Origin of the sequence: Micromonospora violae (genome assembly GCF_004217135.1) — a bacterium.
Taxonomy (GTDB): Bacteria; Actinomycetota; Actinomycetes; order Mycobacteriales; family Micromonosporaceae; genus Micromonospora; species Micromonospora violae.
Window position 1 is genome coordinate 6,073,604 of the sequence record NZ_SHKK01000001.1, and the last position, 24,845, is coordinate 6,098,448.

20 protein-coding genes, 1 tRNA gene and 1 pseudogene are annotated in these 24,845 nt (G+C 69.6%); 13 read left to right on the top strand and 9 right to left on the bottom strand.

Annotation, left to right across the window (positions count from 1 at the left end):
- Nucleotides 1-8 precede the first annotated feature (8 nt).
- Nucleotides 9-1,325, bottom strand: coding sequence for a D-arabinono-1,4-lactone oxidase (locus EV382_RS27445; protein WP_130406536.1), 1,317 nt, complete (start codon nt 1,323-1,325; stop codon nt 9-11).
- Nucleotides 1,326-1,551: 226 nt separating this feature from the next.
- On the opposite strand from EV382_RS27445, the gene EV382_RS27450 reads away from it, so the two are divergent.
- The gene (locus EV382_RS27450) at nt 1,552-2,157 is read left to right on the top strand and encodes a TetR/AcrR family transcriptional regulator (RefSeq protein WP_130406538.1); all 606 of its coding nucleotides are present in this window, start codon (nt 1,552-1,554) and stop codon (nt 2,155-2,157) included.
- Nucleotides 2,158-2,201: 44 nt separating this feature from the next.
- Here the strand turns inward: EV382_RS27450 and EV382_RS27455 are convergent, their stop codons facing one another.
- Nucleotides 2,202-3,410 carry an amino acid deaminase/aldolase gene (locus tag EV382_RS27455; RefSeq protein ID WP_130406540.1) on the bottom strand — a complete coding sequence of 403 codons (1,209 nt, stop codon included), beginning with the start codon at nt 3,408-3,410 and terminating at the stop codon, nt 2,202-2,204.
- Nucleotides 3,411-3,718: 308 nt separating this feature from the next.
- Between EV382_RS27455 and tmk the strand changes: the two genes are divergently transcribed.
- From tmk to EV382_RS27485, 6 genes are all read left to right on the top strand, one after another.
- Nucleotides 3,719-5,815: a dTMP kinase gene (gene tmk / locus EV382_RS27460; protein WP_130409249.1), complete on the top strand. Its 2,097-nt coding sequence runs from the start codon at nt 3,719-3,721 to the stop codon at nt 5,813-5,815.
- Nucleotides 5,815-7,095, top strand: a complete 1,281-nt coding sequence (locus tag EV382_RS27465) for a DNA polymerase III subunit delta' (RefSeq protein WP_130406542.1) — start codon at nt 5,815-5,817, stop codon at nt 7,093-7,095. Before tmk ends, EV382_RS27465 begins: the two co-directional genes overlap by 1 nt.
- Before the next feature lie 121 nt (nt 7,096-7,216).
- Complete coding sequence (locus EV382_RS27470; RefSeq protein WP_007454690.1) at nt 7,217-7,546, top strand: YbaB/EbfC family nucleoid-associated protein; 330 nt, start codon at nt 7,217-7,219, stop codon at nt 7,544-7,546.
- Nucleotide 7,547: 1 nt separating this feature from the next.
- Nucleotides 7,548-7,853 carry a hypothetical protein gene (locus EV382_RS27475; RefSeq protein ID WP_130406544.1) on the top strand — a complete coding sequence of 102 codons (306 nt, stop codon included), beginning with the start codon at nt 7,548-7,550 and terminating at the stop codon, nt 7,851-7,853.
- Nucleotides 7,853-8,533 carry a hypothetical protein gene (locus tag EV382_RS27480; RefSeq protein ID WP_130406546.1) on the top strand — a complete coding sequence of 227 codons (681 nt, stop codon included), beginning with the start codon at nt 7,853-7,855 and terminating at the stop codon, nt 8,531-8,533. Before EV382_RS27475 ends, EV382_RS27480 begins: the two co-directional genes overlap by 1 nt.
- Before the next feature lie 307 nt (nt 8,534-8,840).
- Complete coding sequence (locus EV382_RS27485) at nt 8,841-9,680, top strand: PSP1 domain-containing protein (protein ID WP_130406548.1); 840 nt, start codon at nt 8,841-8,843, stop codon at nt 9,678-9,680.
- A gap of 136 nt (nt 9,681-9,816) precedes the next feature.
- Here EV382_RS27485 and EV382_RS27490 read toward each other — a convergent pair whose 3' ends face one another.
- Entirely contained in the window at nt 9,817-11,571 is a 1,755-nt protein-coding gene (locus tag EV382_RS27490; RefSeq protein WP_130406550.1) for a metallophosphoesterase family protein, read from the bottom strand.
- Between the two features lie 145 nt (nt 11,572-11,716).
- Here EV382_RS27490 and EV382_RS27495 point away from each other — a divergent pair.
- Nucleotides 11,717-11,793: transfer RNA gene (locus EV382_RS27495), tRNA-Thr, on the top strand.
- A gap of 237 nt (nt 11,794-12,030) precedes the next feature.
- Here EV382_RS27495 and EV382_RS34015 read toward each other — a convergent pair.
- Nucleotides 12,031-12,129, bottom strand: a pseudogene (locus EV382_RS34015) (ADP-ribosylglycohydrolase family protein); the annotation flags it as partial.
- Between the two features lie 349 nt (nt 12,130-12,478).
- On the opposite strand from EV382_RS34015, the gene EV382_RS27500 reads away from it, so the two are divergent.
- The 5 genes from EV382_RS27500 to EV382_RS27520 all read left to right on the top strand — a co-directional run bounded on the left by EV382_RS27500 (nt 12,479) and on the right by EV382_RS27520 (nt 18,207).
- A complete protein-coding gene (locus EV382_RS27500; RefSeq protein ID WP_165435873.1) occupies nt 12,479-15,454 on the top strand; it encodes an AfsR/SARP family transcriptional regulator in 2,976 nt (991 codons plus the stop codon).
- Between the two features lie 85 nt (nt 15,455-15,539).
- Nucleotides 15,540-15,731 (top strand): hypothetical protein, encoded by a 192-nt coding sequence (locus tag EV382_RS27505; protein WP_130406554.1) that lies wholly within the window; start codon nt 15,540-15,542, stop codon nt 15,729-15,731.
- Between the two features lie 10 nt (nt 15,732-15,741).
- Entirely contained in the window at nt 15,742-16,314 is a 573-nt protein-coding gene (locus EV382_RS27510) for a hypothetical protein (RefSeq protein WP_130406556.1), read from the top strand.
- Nucleotides 16,299-17,222, top strand: coding sequence for a sporulation-delaying protein SdpB family protein (locus tag EV382_RS27515; RefSeq protein ID WP_130406558.1), 924 nt, complete (start codon nt 16,299-16,301; stop codon nt 17,220-17,222). The genes EV382_RS27510 and EV382_RS27515 overlap by 16 nt, the downstream gene beginning before the upstream one ends.
- On the top strand, nt 17,197-18,207 hold the full coding sequence (locus EV382_RS27520) for a GNAT family N-acetyltransferase (RefSeq protein ID WP_130406560.1): 1,011 nt from the start codon (nt 17,197-17,199) through the stop codon (nt 18,205-18,207). The genes EV382_RS27515 and EV382_RS27520 overlap by 26 nt, the downstream gene beginning before the upstream one ends.
- A 13-nt stretch (nt 18,208-18,220) precedes the next feature.
- Here the strand turns inward: EV382_RS27520 and EV382_RS27525 are convergent, their stop codons facing one another.
- From EV382_RS27525 to EV382_RS27545, 5 genes are all read right to left on the bottom strand, one after another.
- The gene (locus tag EV382_RS27525; protein WP_165435874.1) at nt 18,221-18,688 is read right to left on the bottom strand and encodes a flavin reductase family protein; all 468 of its coding nucleotides are present in this window, start codon (nt 18,686-18,688) and stop codon (nt 18,221-18,223) included.
- Nucleotides 18,689-18,760: 72 nt separating this feature from the next.
- Complete coding sequence (locus tag EV382_RS27530) at nt 18,761-20,008, bottom strand: MFS transporter (RefSeq protein WP_130406564.1); 1,248 nt, start codon at nt 20,006-20,008, stop codon at nt 18,761-18,763.
- Nucleotides 20,005-21,162: a tetratricopeptide repeat protein gene (locus EV382_RS27535; RefSeq protein WP_130406566.1), complete on the bottom strand. Its 1,158-nt coding sequence runs from the start codon at nt 21,160-21,162 to the stop codon at nt 20,005-20,007. The genes EV382_RS27530 and EV382_RS27535 overlap by 4 nt, the downstream gene beginning before the upstream one ends.
- 67 nt (nt 21,163-21,229) lie before the next feature.
- The gene (locus EV382_RS27540; protein ID WP_130406568.1) at nt 21,230-22,900 is read right to left on the bottom strand and encodes an alpha/beta fold hydrolase; all 1,671 of its coding nucleotides are present in this window, start codon (nt 22,898-22,900) and stop codon (nt 21,230-21,232) included.
- 293 nt (nt 22,901-23,193) lie between these two features.
- Nucleotides 23,194-24,258, bottom strand: coding sequence for a HesA/MoeB/ThiF family protein (locus EV382_RS27545; protein ID WP_130406570.1), 1,065 nt, complete (start codon nt 24,256-24,258; stop codon nt 23,194-23,196).
- Between the last annotated feature and the right edge of the window lie 587 nt (nt 24,259-24,845).

The following is a 24,845-nucleotide window of genomic DNA, read 5'->3' on the forward strand; positions in this document are numbered from 1 at the left end:
TGGTCAAGTCAGGCGCCGAGGACGTGCGTCAGGTGGGGGTTGGTGAAGAGCCGGTCGGGGTCCAGCCGGTCGCGGACGGCCTGGAAGTCCGCGAAGCGGGGGTACGCCGTGGCCAGCGAGGCGGCGTCGCGGTAGTGCAGCTTGCCCCAGTGCGGTCGACCGCCCAGCCCGGCGGCCACCTCCTCGAAGGCACGGAAGTACGGCTCGTACGGCATGCCGACGTACTGGTGCACGGCGATGTAGGCGTTGTCCCGGCCGTAGCCGTGCGACAGCCAGATGTCGTCCGGGGCGGTGAATCGCACCTCGACCGGGAAGAGCACCTTGAACGGCAGGCCGTCCACGATCCGTTGGAGCGCGGCGAGCGCCTCCGGCAATGCCTCGCGGGGCAGGCCGTACTCCATCTCCACGAAGCGGACCCGGCGCGGGGTGCAGAAGACCCGGTCGGAGCGGCCGGTGTACCGGCGTTCGGTGAGGGCACGGGCGGAGACCGCGCTGATCCCCGGGGCCAGCGCGGGCACGGCCCGGCCGAGTCGGCACGCCCCGGCGAAGACCCGGTTGGACAGGAAGTCGTCGTCCAGCCAGCCGCGCCAGCGCGACAGCGGCAGGTCGTTGGCGGGTACCCGGTCGTTGGCCTTGACCTGGACCCGGGACGTGTACGGGAACCAGTAGAACTCGACGTGGTCGTGCCGGTCGATCAGCGCGGGCAGTTCGGCGAGCACGTCGGCCAGTTCGGCCGGGCGTTCGTGGGCGCGCAGGACGAAGGCGTCCACGCAACGCAGGGTCACCTCGATCAGGACGCCGAGCGCGCCGAGTGACACCCGGGCGGCGGCGAGGACGTCGGGGTGCTCGTCGGCGGAGCAGCGCAGCACCTCGCCGGTGCCGGTGACCAGGGTGATCGCCTCGACGAAGGTGGAGAGGCATCCGTAGCCGGCGCCGGTGCCGTGGGTGCCGGTGGAGATCGCCCCGGCGACGGTCTGCGCGTCGATGTCACCGAGGTTGGGCAGCGCGAGACCGTGTCGGGCGAGCAGGCCGTTGAGCGCGTGCAGGGTCATGCCGGCCGGCACGGTGACCAGTCGTTGGGCGACGTCCACGCTGACCGTGGTGTCCAGGTCGGACAGCTCCATCCGACGGTCGTCGGCGAGCGCGACGGCGGTGAACGAGTGGCCGCTGCCGGTGACCCGGATCCGAGCGCCGTCGGCGGCGGCAGATCGGACGGCTTCTACGACGTCGGTCGGCGAGCCGGGGCGCAGGATCGCGCTGGCGCTGCCACGCTGGTTCCCGGCCCAGTTGGACCAGCCAGCCCCGAGCGGTGCGGTGCGGACCATGCGCGCTCCTCATTCATGAATATGAACTGACTTCATATCAGGAACGTTCTAGCTGGTAAATACCGCAATTGCGATCCGCTCGTTGTACCGGTAGTCACGGACTCGTGACGTGGAGATATGTTCATCCGTCGAAGGGGGGTGGCGCAGAGTGTCCACACCAGCCGCCACGACCGGGCCGCTGCGCCGCGTACCGGTGCAAGGTCGAAGTGTCGCGCGGGTACAGCGCATGTTGGATGCCTGCGCCGAGCTCGTCGACGAGGTCGGGTACGAGGGGCTGACCACCACGCTGCTCGCCGAGCGGGCCGAGGTGGCGATCGGGTCGGTCTACCAGTTCTTTCCGGACAAGCGCGCCATCGTGCAGGCGTTGACCCTGCGGACCATGGAGTCCTACCTTCAGCGCCTCGACGAGCGGTTCGCGTCCGACGAGATGACCCACTGGTGGGACGGCGTCGACGCGGGCATCGACGAGTACATCACGATGCACCGCACCGTCCCGGGCTTCCGTACCCTGCACTTCGGCGACGTGGTCGACCTGCACCTGCTCGATGAGCAGCGGGACAACAACGGCGTGATCGCCGACCAGTTGGCCCGGGTGCTCACCGAACGTTTCGGGCTCACCGACGTGCCCCAGCTGCGCTTCGTGCTGGAGATCGCGGTCGAGGCGGCGGACGCGCTGATCAAGCTCGCGTTCCGTCGGAAGTCCGACGGCGACGAGCGCGTGCTGCTGGAGGCGAAGGCGCTGATCCGGGAGTACCTGCACCGCCAGGTCGACGGCCCGGACAACGGCCCGTCCACCGCCGGAAAGCAGACCGAGGCGGCCCAGCCCGTCTGAGTGGGGCGCGGGCCGCGCCCGGTGGTGGGGGCGACGGCCCGGCCTCAGAGGAAGGCCTGCCCCTCACCCCGGTAGGTGGGCACGGTCGCCACGACCGCGTCCCCCTCGATCAGGTGCAGCTCGTTGACCCGTTCACACAGCTCACCCGCCTTGGCGTGCCGGAACCACACCCGGTCGCCGACGCGCAGATCGGCCGCCGCCGCTCCGGACAGCGGAGTCTGCACCTCACCGGCGCCCTCGGTGCCGACCAGCTTCAGCCCCGCCGGCAGCCACGGCCGGGGCAGCCGACTGTCGGCGGCCGGGCCGGAGGCGATCCAGCCGCCGCCGAGCACCGTCGCCAACTCCGGGGTCGGTCGGCGGACCACCGCGCAGGCAAAGAACGCCGCCGGGGTGGGCCGCCAGGCGCGGTACGCGTCGAACAGCGTCGGCCCGTACAGGCCCGATCCCGCGGTGACCTCGGTGACCGCGGGGTCGGCGCTGGTCGCGGCCACGCTGCCGGTGCCGCCGCCGTTGACGAACTCCAGGTCGGCGTGCTCGCGGACCGCGGCGACCGCCGCGCCACGGCGGGCCAACAGCTCACGGTACGACCCGCGCTGGGCCAGCCTGATCGCGCCGGCCAGCAGCGTCTGCCCCGGCGGCGCGTCGCCCAGACCGGCGATCTGCGCCTCATACGACATCAGCCCGACCAACCGGAAGCCGGGTCGACCGGCGACGGCGGCGGCGAGCGCGCCGGCCGCCCGCGCGCTGTGCACCGGTGAGCGGCGGACGCCCACGTGCACCCGCCCCCGCAGTGGTCGCCAGGAGGCGTCCAGGTCCAGGCAGAGCCGTAGCTCGGCGCGTTGCCCCGGGGCCGCGATGGCGTCGATGAAGTCGAGTTGGCCGGTGCCGTCGATCATCAGCGTGATCGCGGCGGCGAGCGTCGGGTCGGCACCCAGTTCGGCGAGTGCGGCCCGGTCCGCGCTCGGGTACGCGACCAGCACGTCGTCGCTCACGCCGGCGCGGACCAGCCAGATCGCCTCGGGCAGGGTGAACGCCATCACGCCGTGCCAGCCGGGCCGGGCGAGGGCTCGGCTGATCAACTCCCGGCTGCGGACCGACTTGCTGGCGAGGCGGACCGGCTTTCCGGCGGCGCGATCGGCCAGGGCGGCCGAATTGGCGTCGAAGGCGGTGAGGTCGACCACCGCGTACGGGGGGTCGAGGTGGGCGGTCGCCCGATCCAGGCGCTCGCGAAGTTTGTCGCTTTCGATGGCCACGTGTGCACGCTAACTGTCTGACGGAGAATGCGAAACACCCTCGCGTACGTCCGGGCTGCGGTCGGCACCTCCGGCGGCCTACGCTCAGCGAGCAGGAGAATGTCGCCCGGGGGGTGGCCCCCCACCGGGTCTAGAGTGTTGCACCGGAGGTGCCCAGCGATGGGCCGGCACGTGGAGGTACGGCCATCGAAAGCCAGAACAGCGGCGAGTCGCCCGGCGTGTCGCGCTCGAGCGACCGGTCGGGCAACGCCGCCAACCCGTCCAGCGGTGGTCAGGTGGATCCGTCCGGTTACGCCGCCATCCGGTCCGTGCTGCGCATCCAGCCGTTCCGCCGGCTCTGGATCGTGCTCGGCGCGGCCTCCTTCGGTGACTGGCTCGGCCTGCTGGCCACCTCCGTCTTCGCCGCCTCCCAGGTCCAGGGCAACACCGCGAAGGGGGCGGCCTTCGGTGGTGTGATCGCGATCCGCCTGCTCCCCGCGCTGGTGCTCGGGCCGATCGCCGGTGTGCTCGCCGACCGGTTCGACCGACGCTGGACGATGGTCATCTGCGACCTGCTGCGGTTCGTGCTCTTCGCCTCGATCCCGATGGTGGCGCTGGCCGGCGCGAGCGGCGCGGTGGTGGTCCTCTGGGCGACCGTCGCCACCTTCCTGATCGAGTCGATCACGCTGATCTGGATTCCGGCCAAGGAGGCCGCGGTCCCCAACCTGATCCCGCGCGCCCGGCTGGAGGCGGCCAACCAGCTCACGCTGATCACCACGTACGGCCTCACCCCGATCCTCGCGGCGGTCGTCGCCGCGGTGCTCGACCGCAGTGTCCGGGCCGTCGCCGGCGGCGACCTCGGCTGGGCCGAGCCCGCCCAGCTCGCGCTGTGGGTCAACTCCTTCTCCCGGCTGGCCACCGCCCTCGTGGTGGCATTCGGGATCAAGGAGATCAGCCAGGCGCAGACCGGTGAGCGGGAGCGCACCGATCAGAGCATGCGGCGTCAGTTCGCCGAGGGCTGGAAGTACATCGGCCAGACACCGCTCGTCCGCGGCCTGGTGCTCGGCATCTTCGGCGCCTTCGCCGGCGGTGGCATCGTGATCGGCACGGCGAAGTTCTTCGCGGCCTCGCTCGGCGCGGGCGACGCCGCCTTCTACCTGCTCTTCGGTGCCATCTTCATCGGCCTGGCCGTCGGCATCGGCCTCGGCCCGATGATCGTCAAGGAGATGTCCCGACGCCGCTGGTTCGGCATGAGCATCGTGCTGGCCAGCGCCGCCGTGATGACCCTCGCCTTCGCCATCCACCTGTCGATGGCGATCGTCGGCGCGGTGCTGGTCGGCGCGGGCGCCGGCATGGCCTTCCTCGCCGGCACCACCCTGCTCGGCGGCGAGATCAAGGACGAGGTACGCGGCCGGGTCTTCGCCGTGGTGCAGATCGGCACCCGGCTGGTGCTGATCCTGGCCATCGGGCTGAGCAGCCTACTGGTCGGTGTCGGCGGCTCCCGCACGTTGGCAATCGCGGACCTCGGCATCTCCGTCTCCTCCACCCGACTGCTGCTGCTGGCCGCCGGCGCCGCGGGCATCTTCGCCGGGATCAGCGCGTTCGGCCAGATGGACGACAAGAAGGGCGTACCGGTCCTCGCCGACCTCTGGGGCTCCATCCGGGGTCGTCCGCTGATGCCCGCCGAGCCGTTCGTCTCCGCCGGGCTCTTCGTGGTCTTCGAGGGGGGTGAGGGAGCGGGGAAGTCCACCCAGCTCAGCGCGCTCTCCGAGCGGCTGCGCGGTCAGGGGTGCGACGTCGTGGTCACCCGCGAACCGGGGGCCACCGGCGTCGGCCGCCGAATCCGGTCGCTGGTGCTGGACACCTCCGGCGACGACGCGCCCTCCCCGCGGGCCGAGGCGCTGCTCTACGCCGCCGACCGGGCGCACCATGTGGCCACCGTCGTCCGGCCCGCGCTGGTTCGGGGCGGCGTGGTGCTCAGCGACCGGTACGTCGACTCGTCCCTGGCGTACCAGGGCGCGGGGCGGACACTCCCGGTCGACGAGGTCTCCTGGCTCTCCTCCTGGGCCACCGGCGGGCTCAAGCCCGACCTGGTGGTGCTCCTGGACGTCGAGCCGCACACCGGCCTGTCCCGGGTGGCCTCGCGCAACACCGGCACCGACCGGCTGGAGGCCGAGTCGATCGCCTTCCACGAGCGCGTCCGGTACGCGTTCCTCGACCTCGCCGCCGCCGACCCGAAGCGCTACCTGGTGCTCGACGCGTCCCGGCCGGCTGACGAGATCACCGGGCTGGTGGTCCGGCGGGTCGAGGAGATGCTCGGCAAGCCGGGCGGCATCGTGCACCCGCGGCCGGCACAGGGCCCGGACACCTCGGTGCAGCCCGAGTTATCCGACGCGGAGCTGGTGACGATGGAGCACAAGACCTGATGCCGGACGTCTTCGCCGACCTGGTCGGTCAGGACGAGGCGGTGATCGAGCTGCGGCGCGCAGCAGCCGCAGCAGCCGCCACCATCCTGCGTGCGGGCGTCGCCGACCGGGCACCCGCATCGGTCGCCGCCGGCCCTGCCGGCGGCGACGAGTCCGCGTTCCCGGCCGACGGTGCCGCGACCGCTGCGGATCCGTCCACCGGGATGACGCACGCGTGGATCTTCACCGGGCCACCCGGCTCCGGCCGCTCGGTCGCCGCCCGGGCGTTCGCCGCCGCACTCCAGTGCGTGCACGGCACCGGCTGCGGGGACTGCCCCGGCTGTCGCACCACGATGGGCGGTACCCACGCCGACGTGCGGTTGGTGGTGCCGGAAGGGCTCTCCATCGGCGTCGGCGAGATGCGCGCACTGGTGCTCCGCGCGGCCAGCACCCCGTCCGGCGGGCGCTGGCAGGTGGTGATCATCGAGGATGCCGACCGGCTCACCGAGGCCGCCGGCAACGCGCTGCTCAAGGCGATCGAGGAGCCCCCGCCGCGGACGGTCTTCCTGCTCTGCGCGCCGTCCACCCACCCGGACGACATCTCGGTGACCATCCGGTCGCGCTGTCGGGTCGTACCCCTGCGTCAGCCGCCGGCCGCCGCGGTGGCCGAGGTGCTGGTTCGTCGGGACGGCATCGCGCCCGACGTGGCGCAGTGGGCGGCGGCGGCCGCGCAGGGTCACGTGGGTCGGGCCCGCCGGCTGGCCCGCGACCCGGAGGCCCGTAAACGGCGCGAGGCGGTGCTCGCGGTGCCCCGCCGGTTGACCGGTGTCGGCGCGGCGTTCGACGCGGCGTCCGCGCTGATCGAGGCGGCCGAGGCGGAGGCCGCGGCGTCCGTCACCGAGGCCGACACGACCGAGCGGGCGGCACTGGAGACCGCGCTCGGCGCGGGCGGCACCGGCCGGGGCGCGGCCGGCGCCATCCGGGGTGCCGCCGGGCAGCTCAAGGAGCTGGAGAAGCGGCAGAAGTCCCGGGCCACCCGGGCCCAGCGGGACGCGCTGGATCGCGCCCTCGTCGACCTGGCGGGCTTCTACCGCGACGCGCTCACCATGGCGCTGCGCGCGCCCGTCGCCCCGGTGCACACCGACACGGCGGCGCTGGCCGGCGCTGGTGCGCAGAAGTGGGACGCCGAGGGGTCGCTGCGCCGGCTGGAGGCCGTGCTGGCCTGCCGTGCGGCGATCGAGGCGAACGTCAAGCCGCGGATCGCGGTGGAGGCGATGATGCTGGCCCTCTGGAAGGGCTGACCCGCACGTCCCGGCGTTGTCCACAGGCATCGACAGGCTCGATTGCTGTGCGGTACGGTCCGTGTGCCGTGGTGACGGTGACAGCACACTGAGTGATGGATCGCCCGGGAGGAGTCGGCCGATGCCGCGGGGGGAGATCGACGAAGCCTGGATCGAGGAGGCGGTGCGACGCTACCGCCGGATCGAATCCCTCCAGGCCGAGTTCGACCAGGCGGTGTCGACCGTCGAGGTGACCGTCCGCTCGCCGGACGGCCTGGTCGAGGTGGTGGTCACCGCCGGTGGGCGGATCACCGACGTCCGGTTCCTCGGGCCGCTGCACACTCGCAGCCCGCGCGACGTGGCCGGTTCCGTGCAGGCCGCGGTCACCGCCGCGGCCGACGCCGCCGAGTGGGCCCGGGAGAAGCTGCACAACGAGACGTTCGCCGCCTACCGACCGCTCGCGGGGGCCTGAGATGGACACACTGCGCGCGCTCTCCGCCCGACTGGACGAGGCGAGCGCCACGCTCACCGTCGTTTCGCACACCGTCACCGCCAGCGATCCGGCGCAGGCCGCGTTCGGCGTCGACGCGCCAGGCCGCCCAGGCGAGATCGGTCGGGCGTTGCACCGGCAGTGGACCACCGCCACCGACGACCGGGCCCGGGAGGCCCGCGCCGCCGCCGGTCGACTCGCCGCCGCCGCAGCGGCGGTGCGGGAGGCCGCCGACCGCTACACCGACGTCGACCGGGCGGCTCGCCGCCGGCTCACCGGAGAACCCTGATGGACGCGTTGGACCGGCTCGCCGAACCCGGCCTCGACCTGCTCCGCCGGGTGGACACGCTGATCGCGGCCGGTGTCCCCGAGGGGCACCGGGTCTGGCCGTTGCTGCGCCGCATGCAGGTGTTGCCGGGCGACGCGGTCCGCAGTTTCCTCGACCTGCACCCGGTGCCGCTCGCCAGCGCCGGCCACGCGGTGCGCCGGCTCGTCCGGGGGTACGACGACGTGTCCGCCGCGCTCACCGACGCGGTGCTCTGGTCCGGCCCGGCCGCCACCGCGTACGGGCAGGAGCGGGCGGCGCTGCTGCGTCACCTCGACGAGGGGCCGGACAGCCTGGTCGGGCGACTCGAATCCACCGCTGGTTACGCCGATGCCCTCGCCGACTGGGTGGAGGGCAGCCGCCTCGCGCTGGCCCGCACGTTGGCCGACGTGCTCCGCTCGGCCGAAGCGGTCGCCGTGGTCGCCGCCACCGCCAACGGCCCGGCGACGCGCCCCGGGCCGGTCGGGCCCGGAGTGGCCGACGCGGCCGAGATCGCCGCCCGGGTGCTGGCGGTGCTCTGCGTCGCGTACGACGGTGCGGAGACGCTGCTGCGTCAGTGGGCGCCGAGCCTGGCCGAGACCGGGTGGCGTCCGCCCACGGACGGGCGACCCCGCTACGACCAGCCCACCCGGGTCGGCTGGTAACCGAACCGCGCCCCTCCAACCGTTGCCGGGCTGTTGTGGACAGGCCACGGCGTCGCTCGCGGGTTTCCGACGCCGAGTCGGTGCCCGCGGCGACGCCGTGGTCTTCCCCCTGCACCCCCCGCAGGTCTGCCTCCACTCAACGCCGTCGAGGCAGTCTTGTCTTCCGCGCGGCCCCGGATTCAGCCGTCCGGGCGAGCAGCAACGGCACGACGGGACGTCCGGCAATCGGTCGAGTCGACGGTCATGAATGGGGTCGGGCGTGGCTGGCCGTCACGCCCGGGGCGGTGACCCGTCGTAGGGTGGGGGGATGGGCATGCTCTGCGCGGTCAGCTTCAACCGGTACGGGCGCCTCTACTACCTCGACCCGGGCGAATTGCGCCCGCAGGTGGGCGACCGCGTGCTGGTGCCCACCGATGACGGGCCCGAGGTGGCGGAGTGCGTGTGGGCAGCGCAGTGGGTGACTGAGGACACCGACGGTTTCCCCCGCCTGGTGGGGTTGGCTGGCGACGACGACCTGCGCCGGGATGAGGCGTTGCGTCGGCGCAAGGCCGAGGCGAAGGTGGCCGCGAAACGGCTGATCCGCTCGCACGGCCTGCCGATGAAGGTGGTGGCGGTCGACCATGTGCTCGGCTCCGCCGAGAGTGGCGGTGAGCGCAGCACCGTGTACTTCACCGCCCCGCACCGGGTGGACTTCCGTTCCCTGGTCCGCGACCTGGGCGCGACCCTGCACTGCCGGGTGGAGCTGCGCCAACTCTCCGCCCGCGACTCCGCGCGGGTGCAGGGTGGCATCGGCTCCTGCGGTCGGGACCTGTGCTGCGCCACGTTCCTCACCGACTTCGAACCGGTGACCATCCGGATGGCGAAGGACCAGGACCTACCGCTCAACCCGCTGCGCATCTCCGGCGCGTGCGGCCGGCTGATGTGCTGCCTCAAGTACGAGCACCCGCTGTACCAACGCTTCCAGGAGACCGCCCCGGCGGTGGGTAGCCGGGTCAGTACGCCGGAGGGCGACGGCAGGGTGGTCGGCCACAGCGTCCCCCGCGACGCGGTGACCGTACGCCTGGACGCCGACGGCTCGCGTTCCATGTGCTCCCGCGCCGACGTCTGCGGCTCCCGCCAAGCCCACAACCAGCACTACACCCCCTAACTACCCACCCGCACCCCCCTCCCACCCGCACCCCCACTCCTGTTGATCAAGAAGTTTGCGTCACGCCATGGCCGATTTTTGACGCGAACTTCTTGATCAACAAGGTGGAAAGGGTTGGGAGGGGGTGGGGGGGTGGTTAGTGCAGGACTGTGGGGGGTTCGGTTAGGCGGGGGGTCAGGGGAGATTTGGGGATCAGCCAGCTCTGGGTGGGAGACTGGTCGGGGTTCACCTGCCAGTCGCGGGAGACCCGGTCCACCCCCACCGGGTAGATGGTCAACGTGCCGTCCGGGTCGATTCGCAGCCGCAGGAACGACTTGGAGTCCTCGATGCCCTGGCCGGCGAAGAGTTCGTTGACGTTCACTCCGAACGAGCTCGCCACCACCAGGTACGCCGCCACCAGCTGGCTCGCCACCAGACCGGACACCGGGCCGTAGAGCACCGCCGCGGCGACCGCCGGCAACGGCCACGCCCAGTCGTAGAACGGCAGCGCCAACCAGGCCCAGGTGCCGGCCGCCGCCAGGGCCACCTGCGCCACGCCGTGGCTGACGCCGAGGATCCAGTGCCGGGCGTGACGCTTGCCGCTCGCGCTCGGCGGCTTGGCGAACAGGGCTGCCGCCAGCACCGTGACCAGCACCATCACGACCAGCGGTACGGTGAACAGCCGCTGGTCGGTGCTGTCGGCCCAGTTCGCCGTGGCGCCCGCCATGGCCAGCATCAGCAGGGTGTGCAGGGTGCCGAGCAACGTGGTGAAGCCGGGATTGCGGAACGGCAAGCGGGGGAAGATGCCCCAGCCGTAGCGGCGCGACCGCGCGGCGTCGGGGTAACGGGCCACCAGGTCGTACGGCTGGGCAGGGCTGGCTTTGCGGGTCGGCGTGTCCCGCGGTGGCACCTCGATGTGCTCCGGCAGCTTGTGCGTGGGGTAGAGGTACGCGCCGCCCCCACCGCACGTGATCAGCTGCCGGTCCGGCCCGGAATAGCGGGCGTAGTGGTGCAGGTCACCGGAGATCAGCAGGCGTACCCGTGCCCCGGTCGGGTCGATGATCGTACGGATGAAGTAGTCAATCGAGTCGTACGCCGTGGGGTTGTCGGCGGCCTTGACCCAGGTCGGCGACGGCGCGGCGATGATCACCTTCGACTCCGGGCCGAGCCGCCGGGCCACCTCGTCGAAGTAGGCCAACTGCGGGTCGTCGAGGTACGAGCCGGACTGGTCGTCCACGCCGAGCAACCACCAGCCGGCCGGCAACTCCACCGCGAAGTACGACCGGGACTGCCCGGTGCCCCAGCCCGCGAAGTTGCGGTCCCGGGAACGGACGAACAACCGCAGGAACGCAGTGAGGCCGTCGTACCAGTCGTGGTTGCCCGGCACCGCGAAGAGCGTCGGCTTCTCGGCCGGCGCCACCGGCAGAGCAGCCTGGTAAGGGCCCTTGCACCGGTCCTCGTACGCGGCGTAGGCCGCCGACGGGTACACCTGGTCGCCGCCCATCACCAGGGTCTGCGCCCGGGGCAGGCGGTGCCCGTCGACGGTCAGCTCGGGCTGCGCCAGCAGGTACGCCACCGAGTACGTCGCGTTGAAGCCGTCACCCAGGTCGGCCACGTAGTCGAGCCACAACCCGCCGTCCGGCCCGACCTGGCGGAAGATGTCGTCGCCGAACGCGTTCTGCAACTCACGCTTGTCCAGGTACGCCCCGAAGAGCACCGCCAGCAGCGTCCGGATGCCGGTGCTGATCAGCAGGAACGGCGCCAGCCACGGCACCGGCTTGCGCGGCGTGAAGCCCAACTCCAACGGTTCGGTGCTGCGCGGCCGATGGGCGGCGCGTTCACCGGCCGGCGGGCGGTCAGGACGGTCGGTGGCCTCGTCCCGGTGGTCGGGGTGGTCGCGTTCGTCGCTCACCCGCCGCAGCGTAGTCGCGGCCCGGATCATCCGCTGTCTGGTAAGCGTCCAGATGATGACTGATGTCCGGTTAGTCATGCCGTAGCGGCGAGGGGGTATCCCGTTCGGGCGGTGGTCCGGCGGTGCCGTACACTTGCTGATCGTTGCCGCCTTAGCTCAGTCGGCTAGAGCGACGCACTCGTAATGCGTAGGTCGACGGTTCGATTCCGTCAGGCGGCTCCACGAAGGCGAAGGCCCCGTGACCAGGCGATATGCCAAGGTCACGGGGCCTTTTTGTACCCCCAGGAGATGCTCCTCAGGGCATTGTTTGTATTGATAAAGATTTGAGTCGCGCATCTCGCCCAGTGCTTCCTCGCCGCCGCGTCCGGTACGGAGAATCGCGCAGCGGGCCCGCCGCTCTGCACCCGCGCCGGTCAGCAGGTTGCCGTGCACGATCCGCTGCCGCCGCAGGGGGATGCCGGAGATGCCCCATCGAGCACCGAGCAGGGCACCAGCGATCGCCGCCACGGTGTCGGTGTCGTTTCCGACGCCAAGCGTCGCGGACAGGCGAATGGTCAACTGGCACCCCTCGGGGCAACGGACCGATGCACTCGAACGTTACGATTGCCATATTGGAGACCCCTCGGCTGCTGGCCATCAAGGCGAGGTTGCCGGTGCCGTCGAGACCCGACAGTCCGGCCGCGCGCAGGCTTCCAACGTTCGGGGATCCGCCGTGCCGCGAACGATCAACGGGGGGTATGTGTCGATGCCTGCGGGAGCGGCCCCTGACTCAGCAACGCCGGTCGATAATTCGGAGGTTGTCAAGAGGTTCTCTTTCCGCTTGTTCGGCGGGTTGGAGGTTGATGTCGACGGCGTCCCCGTCCGGCTACCCGGGCCTCGGCAGGCTCGCCTCCTGACGGTCCTCCTGATGCATGCGAACGAGCGAGTGTCACGCCACAAGATCGTCAGTATCCTGTGGACCGCGCCACCGCGGAGCTGGCAGCAGCAGTTGCACAATGCGGCAAGCGCCCTGCGGGCGTTCGTTCGCACGGGCGACGGCGAGGTCCAACTGCACAGCGACGGTTCTTACCTCCGTCTCCAGGTCTCGTCGGATCGATTAGACACTCTCGAATTCCAGGCGGCGATCGCCGCTGGGCGTTCGCGGCTGGCGGAAGGCCGTGCGGCGGAGGCGAGGGAGGAATACGGGCGGGCTGTCGGTCTGTGGCGAGGGCCGATACCGGATCCCGGCTATCCAGAGGGCGCGGAGTTCGCGGCACGCCTAGAAGGAATGTTCGTCGACCTTGTGGAGGAGTTGGCGCAGCTCAAGCTCGACGCGGGCGAGCCCGCCGAGGCGGTGCCGTTGCTGGCGAGCCAGGTCGCCGCCCACCCACTCCGCGAGTCGCTGCGCATGCTCTACATGCGGGCGTTGTGGCAATCCGGGCGGCCGGCCGAGGCCCTTACCGTGTTCGAGCGCGGCCGGCAGATTCTCGCCGACGAACTGGGCGTGGATCCGAATGCCGACCTTCGTAATCTGCACGCCGCGATCTTGCGGGGTACGTATGACAAGACGGCTGAGCCGTCCGACGAGCCACCTGCACCGCATCCCGTTGCAGCCCGAGCACCACGCCTTCTGCCGCACACCCCGCACGAGTTCACCGGCCGGACGGAAGAACTCCGGTTGCTGCAGAAAGCGGCGAGCAACGGGACCTCAACCCTGGCGATCTCAGCGATCGACGGCATGGGCGGCGTCGGCAAAACCGCGTTGGCGATTCGGTTCGCGCACGAAATTTCGGATGATTTCCCGGATGGTCAGTTCTTTGTCGACCTTCGCGGATTCACCAATGGAAAAGAGCCGCTGACACCGGAACAGGCGCTCGGTGTTCTGTTGCGTGACGCCGGCCTGTCCGTGGAGTCGGTGGAATCGGATGGGGCTGGAAGAGCGGCGCAATGGCGGTCGCTGATGGCGGGCAAGCAGGCGCTGGTCGTCCTCGACAACGCCGTTGACGCTGCTCAGGTCCGTCCGCTGCTGCCCGGTACCGGCGGCTCACTCGTCGTAATCACCAGCCGCCGTCGGCTGGTGTCGCTGGAGGGCGCGGTTCCGCTCTCGGTCGACACCCTTCCGCTGGACGACGGTATCGCGCTGTTCCGCCAGGTCTGCGGCGAGGACCGGTCGCGGCTAGACGACGAGGCCGTGGCCGAGGTCGTGCGGTTGTGCGGACAGCTCCCGCTGGCCACACGTATCGCTGCGGCGCGGTTTCGTCATCGGCCCACGTGGTCGATCGACGATTTGGTACGGCAGCTGCGCCATCAGCACACCCGGACCCGACTGCTCGCCTCGGGCGATCGGAGCGTCGTTGTCGCCCTGAGCCTTTCGTACCGGCACCTCACCACCACGCAGCAGCGCATCTTCCGGCTCCTGAGCCAGCACCCAGCTACCGAGTTCGACGGCTACTCCGTGGCCGCGCTGGCCGGTATATCGGTGCCGGAGGCGGAGGCCAGCCTGGAGGCGTTGTTCGACGACAACGTCGTGCTGCAACCGCGTGCCGGCCGCTACCAACTGCACGACCTGATCCGCGATGCGGCCCAACAGCTTCACGAGCAGTACGGCGCATCGACTGACGGCCGCCGCGCCGCCGAGCGCGTCGTCGATTACTACCTGTCTCTCGCCCGCGCGTGGTGCGGACCGCTGGCCATCCGTCCCTTCGCCTTCGAGGCCGAACAAGAGGTACGGGAGACGCTGCCGGAGCGCCCACCGGGCGTCACGGTCCGCGAGGCGCTGGAAGGGGAGCGCGTCAACTTTGTGGCGGCGATCCGGTTGGCGCTCAGGGAGGGGATGCACCGGCGGGTATGGCAACTGACGTGTTCCCTCCAGCCGCTGTTGGCCCTGCGCAATTTCGAGGGGGACTCTCTCGAGGTGATCCGGTCGGCGGTGACGTCAGCCAGGATCGCCGGCGACCGCGACGGTGAATGCCTGGCGCTGTACGCCTTGGCGCTGGCTACCCGTGAGCGTCGGGAGAGCGGCCTCGCGGCGACTGTCTTCACACAGGCCATCGAGGCCGCCGCGGAGCTGGGGAACGCGGGCTGGCAGGCGTACCAGTACGCGGATCTGGGTTCGGCGCAGCTCAACAGCGGTCAGCCACAGCAGGCTCGAAGCAGTTTCCAGGCCGGCCTGCATCTGGCCGCCGAGGCTGGCGACCCGTTCGCGGTGCATCTGCTCAACAACAATCTCAGCGTGGTCTCCCGCGAGCTGGGCGCCTACGACGATGCGATGAGACACCTCGATGCTGCCGAGGCCGCGTTGCCCGAGCTGCCGGTCGAGGCCATGCTCTGGATGAATGTGAACCGAGCGATGGTGCTGAGCCAGCAGGGTTCTGACCGGGCGGCGTACGAGCGGTTCGCCTGGGTTCTGGAGCAGGCTACGGCGGCCCGTTCCTACCGGCGCATCGGTATCGCCCTGCTGGGCCTGTCCTCAGTTTCCCGCGCGATGTGGCAGGCGGAGCCGGCGCTCGAATTCGGCCGCGGTGCGCTGGAGATCGCCCAGCAGTTCCGGCTCCGGGAGATCGAGTGCGTGGCGCTGACATGTATCGGCGAGGCGCTGTTGGAGCTGGATCGCCCCGCAGAGTCGGTCGAGGTCTTCAATCGCGCGTCGAGCCGTGCCGACGAATACGGTTTCACCCGCTATACCGCCCGTGCGCAGGAAGGACTCGCTCATGAGCGGGCCCGGGCGGGCGATCTCGACGCCGCTCGGCAGCACTGGCAAAGGGCCGTGGAACGCTGCCCCGACGGATTCGTCGACGCAGCCGGGCCGAAGCGGCATCTCGAAGCTGCCGACGTCCGTGCGGTCGAGTGCGACAGATGCCGGCACGCGTCCCGGGAGGCAACGGATCGCCACCTGGGCGAGTAGTAACCGAGTAGCGGCCCCCGAAACAATTACGCCCGCACAGCGGTCGTCGTCCGCTGGGTGTTTGCTCCGTTCCTACGATCGATGAATGGGTACCGGGATGAAGAAGTCCTCGCTGTACGGCCTCGTGGTGGCCCTGATCCTGACGGTGACCGTGGGCATCGGTGGCGCGGCCGCCCATCGCGATAACGCGGCTTCGACGGGGAGGTCGGTCACCGCCGAGCAGCAGAAGCCGAAGTCGGCACCGAGCCCCTCGTACCTGGACTGCGCAGCCTGCTGATCGAAGGCGAGTGAGCGTGTCGGATAGGGAAGAGCAGGCTGGCCTCGGCCTGCAAGGGCAGTCCTTCTCGTTCTGGCGCATGCTGCTGATGTCGCTGCTGGCGCTCGCTGTTCTGGCGCAATGGCTTCCCGCCGGCCGGTACCTTGCGTTCTACCGATCCACGATGAGGCAGGTTTGGCCACAGACCTGGTCTTTCTACAGCGACGTGGCGGGTGGTTCGCAGGTGTCGGCGTACCGCTGGTCTGGTGTTCGGGGTGGCTTGCCCGAGCCGCTCGCCGTACGTCAGGCCAGCCGGGCCAGCGTGGGAGGGTTTCGCCGGACCACCCACGCTCAACTCGCCGAGCTTGCCCGGGTGTCTGCGGAGATTCCGGTGGACCGATGGTGGAGTTGTCGGAGCGGGCGGTTGGCGGCCTGCCTCCCCGCGTCGCCCGAGCCGGCCGTCACGCTCGTCAACCCGGCTGCAGAGCCTACTCTCTGCGGCAGCGTGCTGTTGACGATCGAGAGCCGGCGATCCGATCGGTCCGCTGACGTGGTGCGGACGGAGCGCCTGACGTATGTCGCATTGACATGTTCGCGTCGGTAGCCCTCGCCCAGCCGTCCCGGCTGCGGGTCCTGGGCGGCTACGGTCTGCCGAGAAGCCTGCTGGCAGCCGCCACCCTCAGCGTGCTCGGGTTCAACCCTCCGGGGATTCTGTTCGCACCGACTCCGGCCGATCCATCGGGCATGCGGTGCGACGGCGTCGCCGGCGCGGGCCTGTGGTGTCTCGTCGGGGACTCGCCGCAGAGTCAGGCCGTGCTTCGCTGGCTTGCGCTCGTTGTGCTGGCGGTCTGTGTGAGTGGGTGGCGCCCGTCATGGCTGTGTCTGCCTCAGTGGTACATCACCGCGAGCCTCGCGATGGCCCTGCCGGCGCCGAGCGGTGCGGATTACGTCGCCCAGATCATGGCCATGCTGCTGGTGCTGCTCGCCCTCGGCGATCGGCGGCGATGGCACTGGGGTCCGCCCCGCCTGGCGCCGCATTGGACGGGAGCGGCAGCGGCGGCACTTCTTGCGGTGCCGGTTCAGCTCAGCATCGTCTACCTGGCGGCGACGGCGGCCAAGCTTGCGCAGAGCGAATGGCGCGACGGATCGGCGCTGCCCGCGGCGCTTCTGAATCCGAGTTTCGGGGTGTCCGACGGGCTCGCATGTCTGGTCCGGTCACTGGTGGGCACCCCGGCCAGCGCCGTGGCGACGTGGACGGTGCTGGGGCTGGAGGCGTCCCTCGGCGTGCTCGTGCTGGCGCCGATGGCCTACCGGCGGCTGGCCATCGCGCTGGGTGTCGCCCTGCACGGCGTCATCGCTGTCCTGCTCGGCCTGCCGGTGTTCGGCCTCGTCATGATCGCTGCGGTGATCCTCAGCGCCGCGTCTTCCTCCGCCGGCCCTCGCCCCGCCGGTCAGCCGCAAGTCCCCTTACTGAAGGAGAGCGGAGATGTTCTGGCACGTACAGCCGATTGACCCCACCGACCTGGATGACGCGGTCCTCGCCGCGCACCACCGGCTGGCGGCGGCGGCGCTGGCCGCCGAGCGGCCGACCGAGCCGCCGCCGACCCGGGAAGGCTCCGACGAGTGGCTCCAGGCTGTCTCCACGCCGGCCCGGCGCATCCTGTTGTGGAGCGTCAGCGATGACGGTGGCCTGGTCGGTGTGGCGCGTGCGGCCCTGCCCGGTCACGAGAACAGCCACCATGCGCAGGTGGAGGTTCGGGTCGATCCCACACGCTGGCGCGAAGGCGCCGGCACGGCGTTGCTGCGCGTCGTCGCGGACGCCGTGCACGCCGCGGGCCGCGAGTCAGTAAGTGCTTGGCTGACCAAAGGCACGCCGGGAGCCGCCCTCGCGGCGCGTCTCGGGCTCAAGGTGACGTCCACGATGCTTATCCAGCAACTGAGCTTCGCGACCGCCGACGCCACTCGCTGGCGGTGTCCGGCGCCGGCCGGGTATCGGCAGGTCCGGTGGATCAGCCCGGCGCCGGACGAGCTGATCACCAATTTCGCCCACGCCAAGACCGCGATCCACGGCGCTCCGTTCGGCAGCGTGTCATACCATCTGCCGACCTGGACGGTGGAGCGGGTCCGAGCGGCCGAAGCCGATCTGGTGGCACGGAACGTGCAGCAGCGTGTGGTTGCGGCCGTTCACGAGGACACCGGCGAAATCGTCGGACTGACCGAGTTGCAGTTCCGCCCGGAGCGGCCGGCGATCGGCCTTCAACAGGACACCGCGGTCTCCGCCCCCCACCGGGGGCACCGGCTCGGCGTCTTCATGAAGAGCGAGATGCTCCGCTGGCTGGCCGCTGACCCCGTTCCCGGCCTCGACTGCATTCTGACGAGTACGGCACCCAGCAACGTCCACATGAACCGCATCAACGAGGAACTCGGCTTCGTCCGCACGCGTACCGCACAGCTTGTGGAGGGTGACGTCGAAGACCTGGTGGCTCGGTTGGCATAGAGGTACCCGAACGTCAGGACCCCGCGTAGTGAGCCGAGACGACAGCCAACTGGTGGAAATTGCGATCACAATGCACCAACGGCGGGACGTCACGTAGCCGCCGCACCTCCTCGACGCGCGCGACGACGATGAAATGGTCGCCGGCGCGGTGACAGTTCTCCACCCGGCATTCGAAGTGGGCGTTACAGCCGTCGATGATCGGCAGGCCATTGTCCGACCAGCGCCACGAGATGCCTTCGAACTTGTCGTCTCCGGATGCGGCCAGGGCGAGGCCGACCGACTCCTGGTCGAATGCCAGCACATCGATGCCGAGCCGTCCGCTCCGGCCGATCGATCGCCAGGTGGCCGAATCCCGGGAGATGGAAAACCCGACGAGGGCAGGACGGAGGGAAATCGAGAAGAACGAGCCGAGCGTCGCCCCGACCGGCCTCCCCTCGCGGACGCTCGTGAGCGCGACCACGCCCGTCGGGAACGTGCGCATCGCGGATCTTAGTTCCTCGGCACTGACCATCCCTTGGTGCGCCATGTCGATCCCTTCGCTGAATTCGACGAGCTACGCTGCCCTGGCGGGTGCCTTCCAGTTCCATACCCGAGGACTGAGCAGGGCCGGGATCCCGACGGCGGTGAGCAGCCCGCCCAGGAGAAAGACCGCGGTGGAGGGGCGCCCCCAAGCCGCGAGCGCGCCGCCGACCAGGGGACCCAGCGGCATCGCCACGGCGACGAGCGACTGGAGCAGACTGAAGACCCGTCCGCGAAGCTCGTTGGGGATCTCGGTCTGGATGTAGGCGTTGACGCACACCGAAGCGCCCCCGGACGGAAGCCCGAGGAGAACGAACAGGGCCGCCGACAGGATCAGGCCCGGGGTCAGCGAGATAGCACAGACCACGACGCCCTGAAGGACGCAGTTCGTGGCCAGCAGGAAGCCCCTGCGTTCACTGAGCAGACGGATTCGGAACAGCAGGAGCCCACCGAAGCGGCCGACGGCCCACGCCGAGATGAGCAGTCCGTACGAGGACGCGTGCGACTCGGAGCGGGACATCAGCAGGGTGGGCAGCAGCAGGGTCAGACCCGAGCCGACCAGGTCGATCACCGGCAGGGTGGGGGCGAGCCGGCGGAAGATCGGATCGTGCAGCGCTGTCGCGGCTCCTTCCTTAGCCGCAGCCAGGACGCCGGCCGACCGCCGCGCCGGAGGCTTCGGCCGGGAGAGCAGATCACGGCTCAGATAGAGGGCGATGCAGGACACCACGAACGTCGCACCGTTGATGATCAGAGCCATGCCGAGGCCGGACGTGATGACCACGCCACTGATCAGTGGCCCGACGATGCCGGCCAGCATCCGCGAGGCCAGCATCCACGAGTCCAGCTTGAGGAGCATGGCGTCCGAGCGGGCGACCTCCCCGAGAAGCGCATGCATCGCCGGCATGAAGAGGACCCCGGCGACTCGGACGGCGGCCACGGTGAATAACAGGATCGCCGCCGCGGGCTCCACGTAGGACAAGACCACGCCGAGGGCCAGGGTGAGCAGCGCCCGGATCACATCGGTGCCGAATAGGAGACGCTGGCGTGGGTACCGATCGACCAGCACACCGCCGAACGGCAGCAGCAACGCGGTCGGCAGGAACAGCGCCAGCCCGACGCCGATGGTGCCGAAGTCGGATCCGTAGAGCACGGTCGCGGCCCAGATCACCGACGACAGGAAGATGGTGTCGCCGAGGTTGGACAGGGTCTGGGCCACCCAGATTCGAACGAATGCGGAGGACGTCGATTCGTCACGACGTTGCGACTCGGCAGCTCTGGTCATCCGCTCGTTCCCTTGAGCTTTTCCCGTACCGCGGGCACTGTGGGATCGACCCGGTGGGAGAGTTGGTATGCCTCTACGGACTCCGCGGTGCGGCCGAGTTTTTCATGGGCGAAGCCCACGTAGTACGCGGCCTGGCCCACCGGATGGCCGCCGAGGGCGTACACACGTTGATAGGCCGCGATGGCGTCCTCGAAGTGCCCCAGACGCAGGAGGACCTGACCCTTCGCGAACCACGTCCGGTAATCCCACGGTGAAATTGCGACGAGCTCGTCGGTGGCCTCGAGGGCTTGGTTGAGCCGGCCGTACACGACGTTCGTCCGCGCAAGCGTCTCGTACATGGGGAAGACGTGGTCTTCGAGCGACAGCCGTTCCAGGTGCGTACGCGGCCGCGCGGCCAGCACGGCCTCCCTCGCCTGCGCGAGAAGTTCGAGTGTGCGTTCCCTCTCGTCGCGCAGGAACGGGATGTACGCGGCCGCGCGGTAGAGAGTGTGCCGGGCCATCCAGTAGTCGAAATCGTTGCAGGACATCACCTCCAGCGTTTCCCGGCCGACTGCAAACAGCTCGTCGAGGAGCGGAGAGTCGGCCCCGGCCTTGCCGTGCCGCACCATCACGAAGTTGACGAATGCGAGCCGCTGCCTCGGTGCGAAGCGTACGTGCCGGCTGGCCGCCGCAGCCAAGGCAACGAGATCGACGGAGCGGGGCAGCAATCTGGACAGCACGCCGAGTTCGGCCCGAGCCGTCGAGGAGCTGAACTCGAAGTCACTCAGCGGCTGGCCGTCGGCGATCCCGAGGAGGCGGGCGGCCGAGCGGACGAAACCAAGCCGAACCAGCAGATCGGCCAGGACCGACGTTTCGGCGTCCGAGCGGCGGTGACCGCCGGCGAGCATGGTCACCAGTCCGCGCCAGCTGTCACTCATCAGATCGGACGGCAGGTCGTCCGGGCGCAGAACCATCGCATCCGCCCGTCCCCAGCTCGCCGCCGTGAGAATCCGCAGCACCGGCGGGGGACTCGTGTTGAACCAGGGAAGGCGGGCGGCGTCGCCCTCGACCAGATGACGGCCGATAGTCCGGGTGACCACCGCATGGTTCGGCGACCGCGATCCCGGTGCGGCCAGTCCGATGTACACCGGACAGGTCGAGGGCACGTCGGCCACCGTCAGAGCTCGCAGTCGCTCCGCCAGCGATTCTCGTCCCTGATCGGGACGGTAGCGGGCAGGTAGCTCAATGGCTCCAGACAAGGTTGTTGGTCCTCTCCACCCAGTTTGCGATGTCGTGCAGCGTGCTGGACACAGCTGCCGGTCGCTGCGGAATGTGTCCCTCGCCGGGCAGGATGGTCAGCGTGGCGTTCGGGATGGCGCTCGTCGCGGCGACCGCGAATTCCACGGGCACGATGGGGTCCCGAGATCCGTGGACGACATGGACGGGGACATGACGCGGAAGGTCTGTCGCCGGGATCGCGGAGCCACGCGGGAAGGCGTGGGCGAGGAAGGCAGAGAGCGGACTGCGGTTCTCGCGGTCGTCGTCGCGAAGGCGCGCCAGATCGTTCGCCTGCCAGATCGAACTCATCAGGAAGAGCCCGCCGACCCTGCCGGGGATCAGTTGGGCGGCTCGTGCGCCGAGGTAACCGCCGTAACTGTGTCCGAGGATCAGCGGCGCGAGCCGCGATCCGGCGCTGACCTTGGTGATGGCCTCGGCCACACTCTCCGCATCCACCGCGCCGAAGTCGCCGGAGTTGAACTGTGCGTGGCGTCCCTGGAGCGCCGCGGTGTACGGCGCCTCGAGTTGATGAACCTCGAGAGAGAGCCGGCCCAGCAGGTCGACGATCGGATCCCAGCACGGGGTCCAGAGGCCGTACGGGCCGCCGTGCAGAAGAAAGACGTCCCGGTCACTGCGGCCGCGCCGGTGCCGGCGGCGCAGGATCCGCAGCGTGCCGTTTCTGGTGCGCACCTCGGTGCCGGCGGCGGGAAGTGAACCGTCGTCCTCGACCAGAACCTCGGCGAGCGGCAGCACCGAGGGCGGGTGGTCCACCGAGCTCGCGTGTACGTGTGTGCCGTCCGCAGAAGGGAGAAGCCGGGTGGTCGCACCACGCACGTAGCCGGCCGACAGGGTTTCACCGCCGGGGTCGGTGCGATGAAGACGGGCGTACGGCCAGTGGTCGTCGAGGTGGAGCAAGTTGCATCGTTCGGTCCAGGCGAAGATGTTGCTCGCATGCTCCACGACAACGATCTGCTCCAGACGCGACGTCTCGAAGACAAGTATCTGGCGATCCCGCGGGAACCGGACGAGCACACTGACGTGGCAGCCGTCGCCGCAGCTCGCGACCTTGGCCGGTCGCACCGACGGGCCGCCTGTGACGAGGGGCACAGCCGGTGTGCCGGTCCGCCACAGCAGGGCGTCCTGATAGGGCGACGGACGGGTGACGAACGCGATCGTGTCGCCCGCTCGATTCGACGACGCTTCGGCAACTCGTACGCTGGTGCCATACGTCACTTCCGTGGTCTCCGTGTTCCTGACCTTCAGGCCAGCCCTCCCGAAGATCACCAGACGGTTGCCGGCCGCCGTCACCGCGTCGGTTTGCTCCAAGGCGGCGAGCTCGCGGACCTGAGCCAGTTCGTCGATCGCGTACGACCGGCGGCCTTGCTCCGTCGGCACCGAGATGACCAGCCCGCCGTCGGCCAGGACACCGTCCAGCCGGAGTGCGGATGCCCACGAGTCGGGCACCAGGAAGCGGCTATCACTGCCTGATCGTTCGATCTCCGACCCGCCACCACGGGTGACGAGGCGGTAGATGGGACCGCTGGGCACGCTGACCGCTTGTTTGACGATGGCGGCTGCGGTCACTTCTTCGGTGACGTTCTTGACTAGCGCTTTCATCTCGCCGCTCGCGTCCAATCTGAAGACCGGGAAGCGGCGGGGGGATATCACGCACTTTCGTGATATCCCCCCGCCATCGACAGTGGGATCAGGCGTACTCCCACTCGGCGAGGACCTCGAACTCCTCCGCGACAATCGTCGTGTTCTCCATTATTTCACCTCCCTTCATAAGGTGGTTACGCGGCGGTTGAGGATCAGGCGTACTCCCACTCGGCGAGGACCTCGAATTCCTCAGCGACGATGATCGCGTTCTCCATTTTTCACCTCCTAATCGGTAGCACCAGCGGTATCGCCGAGCAATGCTCGGCCGTCTATTGGGTGCCGCACACGGAGCATGCGGGATGCGGATTTAGCTCGACCCGTTTTCCGTCGAACAGGTTGGGTCCCTCGGACAGGTAGCCGTTCACTGTCGCAGGCGGCGCCATTTTCGACAGATATCGGTACGCTTCCAGCACCACCATGCCGGACTCGGCGGCAGGGAAAGGCGCCAGCGAACCGGGCGAGCGGGTGGGAAACTCGGGCGGCTGTTCCGCCAGCACGTCCATCCTGCTGCCGGGAAGCACGAGTGACGCCTGCAGGCACCCCGCACAACTGGTTTCGCCGGGAATATACAAGGGACCGATGCGGCCGCCGCCAGCCTGCAGCGAGGGGACACCGCAGCGCAGACTCCCACCGGCGACCCAACGCCGGATCCTGCGGTGTGGCCGGTCCGCGGCACCGATGATGAGATCGAAGCCCTCGCCGATCCGAGCGACGTCCTCAGGTCCCTCGACTCTTTCGGCGAACACTTCGACCCGCAGATCCGGTGAGAACCGCGAGAGCCGGTCCCGTGCCGCCTCCACCTTGAGGGTGCCGACCGAGTCGCGGTCGAAGAGGATCGACCGGTTGAGGTTGGACAGGTCCACGGTGTCGGGATCGCACAGGCCGAGGCGCCCGATGCCCGCGGCGGCAAGGCCGTACGCGATCCAGCTACCCAGACCCCCGGTGCCGATCAGCAGCACCGAGGACCTCGCGACACGCGCGTGCATGTCGAATCGAGAGCCGGCAGCGCCCTCGAGTGTGGAGAGAAACTCCAGGGTACGAGCGTTGCGCCCGATGTCGTCCGGCGTTTGCTGGTGATCGACGTCGAGTCGCTCGAGGGCCCCGATCGCCTCGAGGTCGGCGACCGTCGACTGGACGACCTCGGCGGTGATCGCCGGGCGGTCGCCGGTCGCGGGCCCGGCGATCTGCACCGGGTCGACCCCTTCGCAGACCCGGGTCAACAGCCATCGCGTCTCGACCGAATCGGCGGTCTTCAAGGCCCGCCCACGCATCAAGACGAGCAGGTCGTCACCATCCACAAGAACTTGTGCTCGTTGCCGCATCCTGATCCGCACGGTCGCTCCGTAATCAGTTCGTAGGTTCGATTCGGCGACAGACCCAGGCGCTCCGGAATCGTGACTATGGGAAGCAATTACAGTCCAGGGCGTGCCGGTGACCGCAGCGGCAGCAGAGTCCTCGCCTTTCGATTTCGGGCCCTCGGTCGTCGAACAATCGTGTCGGGTTGTCGATTTCCCGATCGGCCACCTCGACGTTGCGGTCCAACGTTGACGTTGACATATCGCTGACCTTCCTGACGGGAACGGCGACCAGGCGAGAAGTTAACTTGTTGCCCTCGGGGGAGGGACGTAAGTGAGTCTGCCGACGTCGACTATCGAGAGACTCCTCGTCCAATATCCGGTGTCTCACTCGTGGTGGTGGCGGTCGGCCTCACGGCGACTGTTGATCTTGTGGTTTGGTCCTGCGGCACAGGAAGGCAACAGGAGTGCACGCACCCGCTGGCAGGACGGAAAGCTGATGGAGTATCCGCCGACCTCACCAAGGTGACCGGCAAGGCGTTCAACATCAAGACCGTCGGTGACCTGGGCCGCAACAGGTATCCGGACCGCCGTCGCGATCGTCGACCCGACCGGCAGCGCCAAGT

Coding starts and splice junctions, on each gene's coding strand:
- EV382_RS27445 (WP_130406536.1), bottom strand. CDS start 1,325: ATGGTCCGCACCGCACCGCTCGGGGCTGGCTGGTCCAACTGGGCCGGG.
- EV382_RS27450 (WP_130406538.1), top strand. CDS start 1,552: ATGTTGGATGCCTGCGCCGAGCTCGTCGACGAGGTCGGGTACGAGGGG.
- EV382_RS27465 (WP_130406542.1), top strand. CDS start 5,815: ATGCCGGACGTCTTCGCCGACCTGGTCGGTCAGGACGAGGCGGTGATC.
- EV382_RS27470 (WP_007454690.1), top strand. CDS start 7,217: ATGCCGCGGGGGGAGATCGACGAAGCCTGGATCGAGGAGGCGGTGCGA.
- EV382_RS27475 (WP_130406544.1), top strand. CDS start 7,548: ATGGACACACTGCGCGCGCTCTCCGCCCGACTGGACGAGGCGAGCGCC.
- EV382_RS27480 (WP_130406546.1), top strand. CDS start 7,853: ATGGACGCGTTGGACCGGCTCGCCGAACCCGGCCTCGACCTGCTCCGC.
- EV382_RS27485 (WP_130406548.1), top strand. CDS start 8,841: ATGGGCATGCTCTGCGCGGTCAGCTTCAACCGGTACGGGCGCCTCTAC.
- EV382_RS27500 (WP_165435873.1), top strand. CDS start 12,479: ATGCATGCGAACGAGCGAGTGTCACGCCACAAGATCGTCAGTATCCTG.
- EV382_RS27505 (WP_130406554.1), top strand. CDS start 15,540: ATGGGTACCGGGATGAAGAAGTCCTCGCTGTACGGCCTCGTGGTGGCC.
- EV382_RS27515 (WP_130406558.1), top strand. CDS start 16,299: ATGTTCGCGTCGGTAGCCCTCGCCCAGCCGTCCCGGCTGCGGGTCCTG.
- EV382_RS27520 (WP_130406560.1), top strand. CDS start 17,197: ATGTTCTGGCACGTACAGCCGATTGACCCCACCGACCTGGATGACGCG.
- EV382_RS27525 (WP_165435874.1), bottom strand. CDS start 18,688: ATGCGCACGTTCCCGACGGGCGTGGTCGCGCTCACGAGCGTCCGCGAG.
- EV382_RS27530 (WP_130406564.1), bottom strand. CDS start 20,008: ATGACCAGAGCTGCCGAGTCGCAACGTCGTGACGAATCGACGTCCTCC.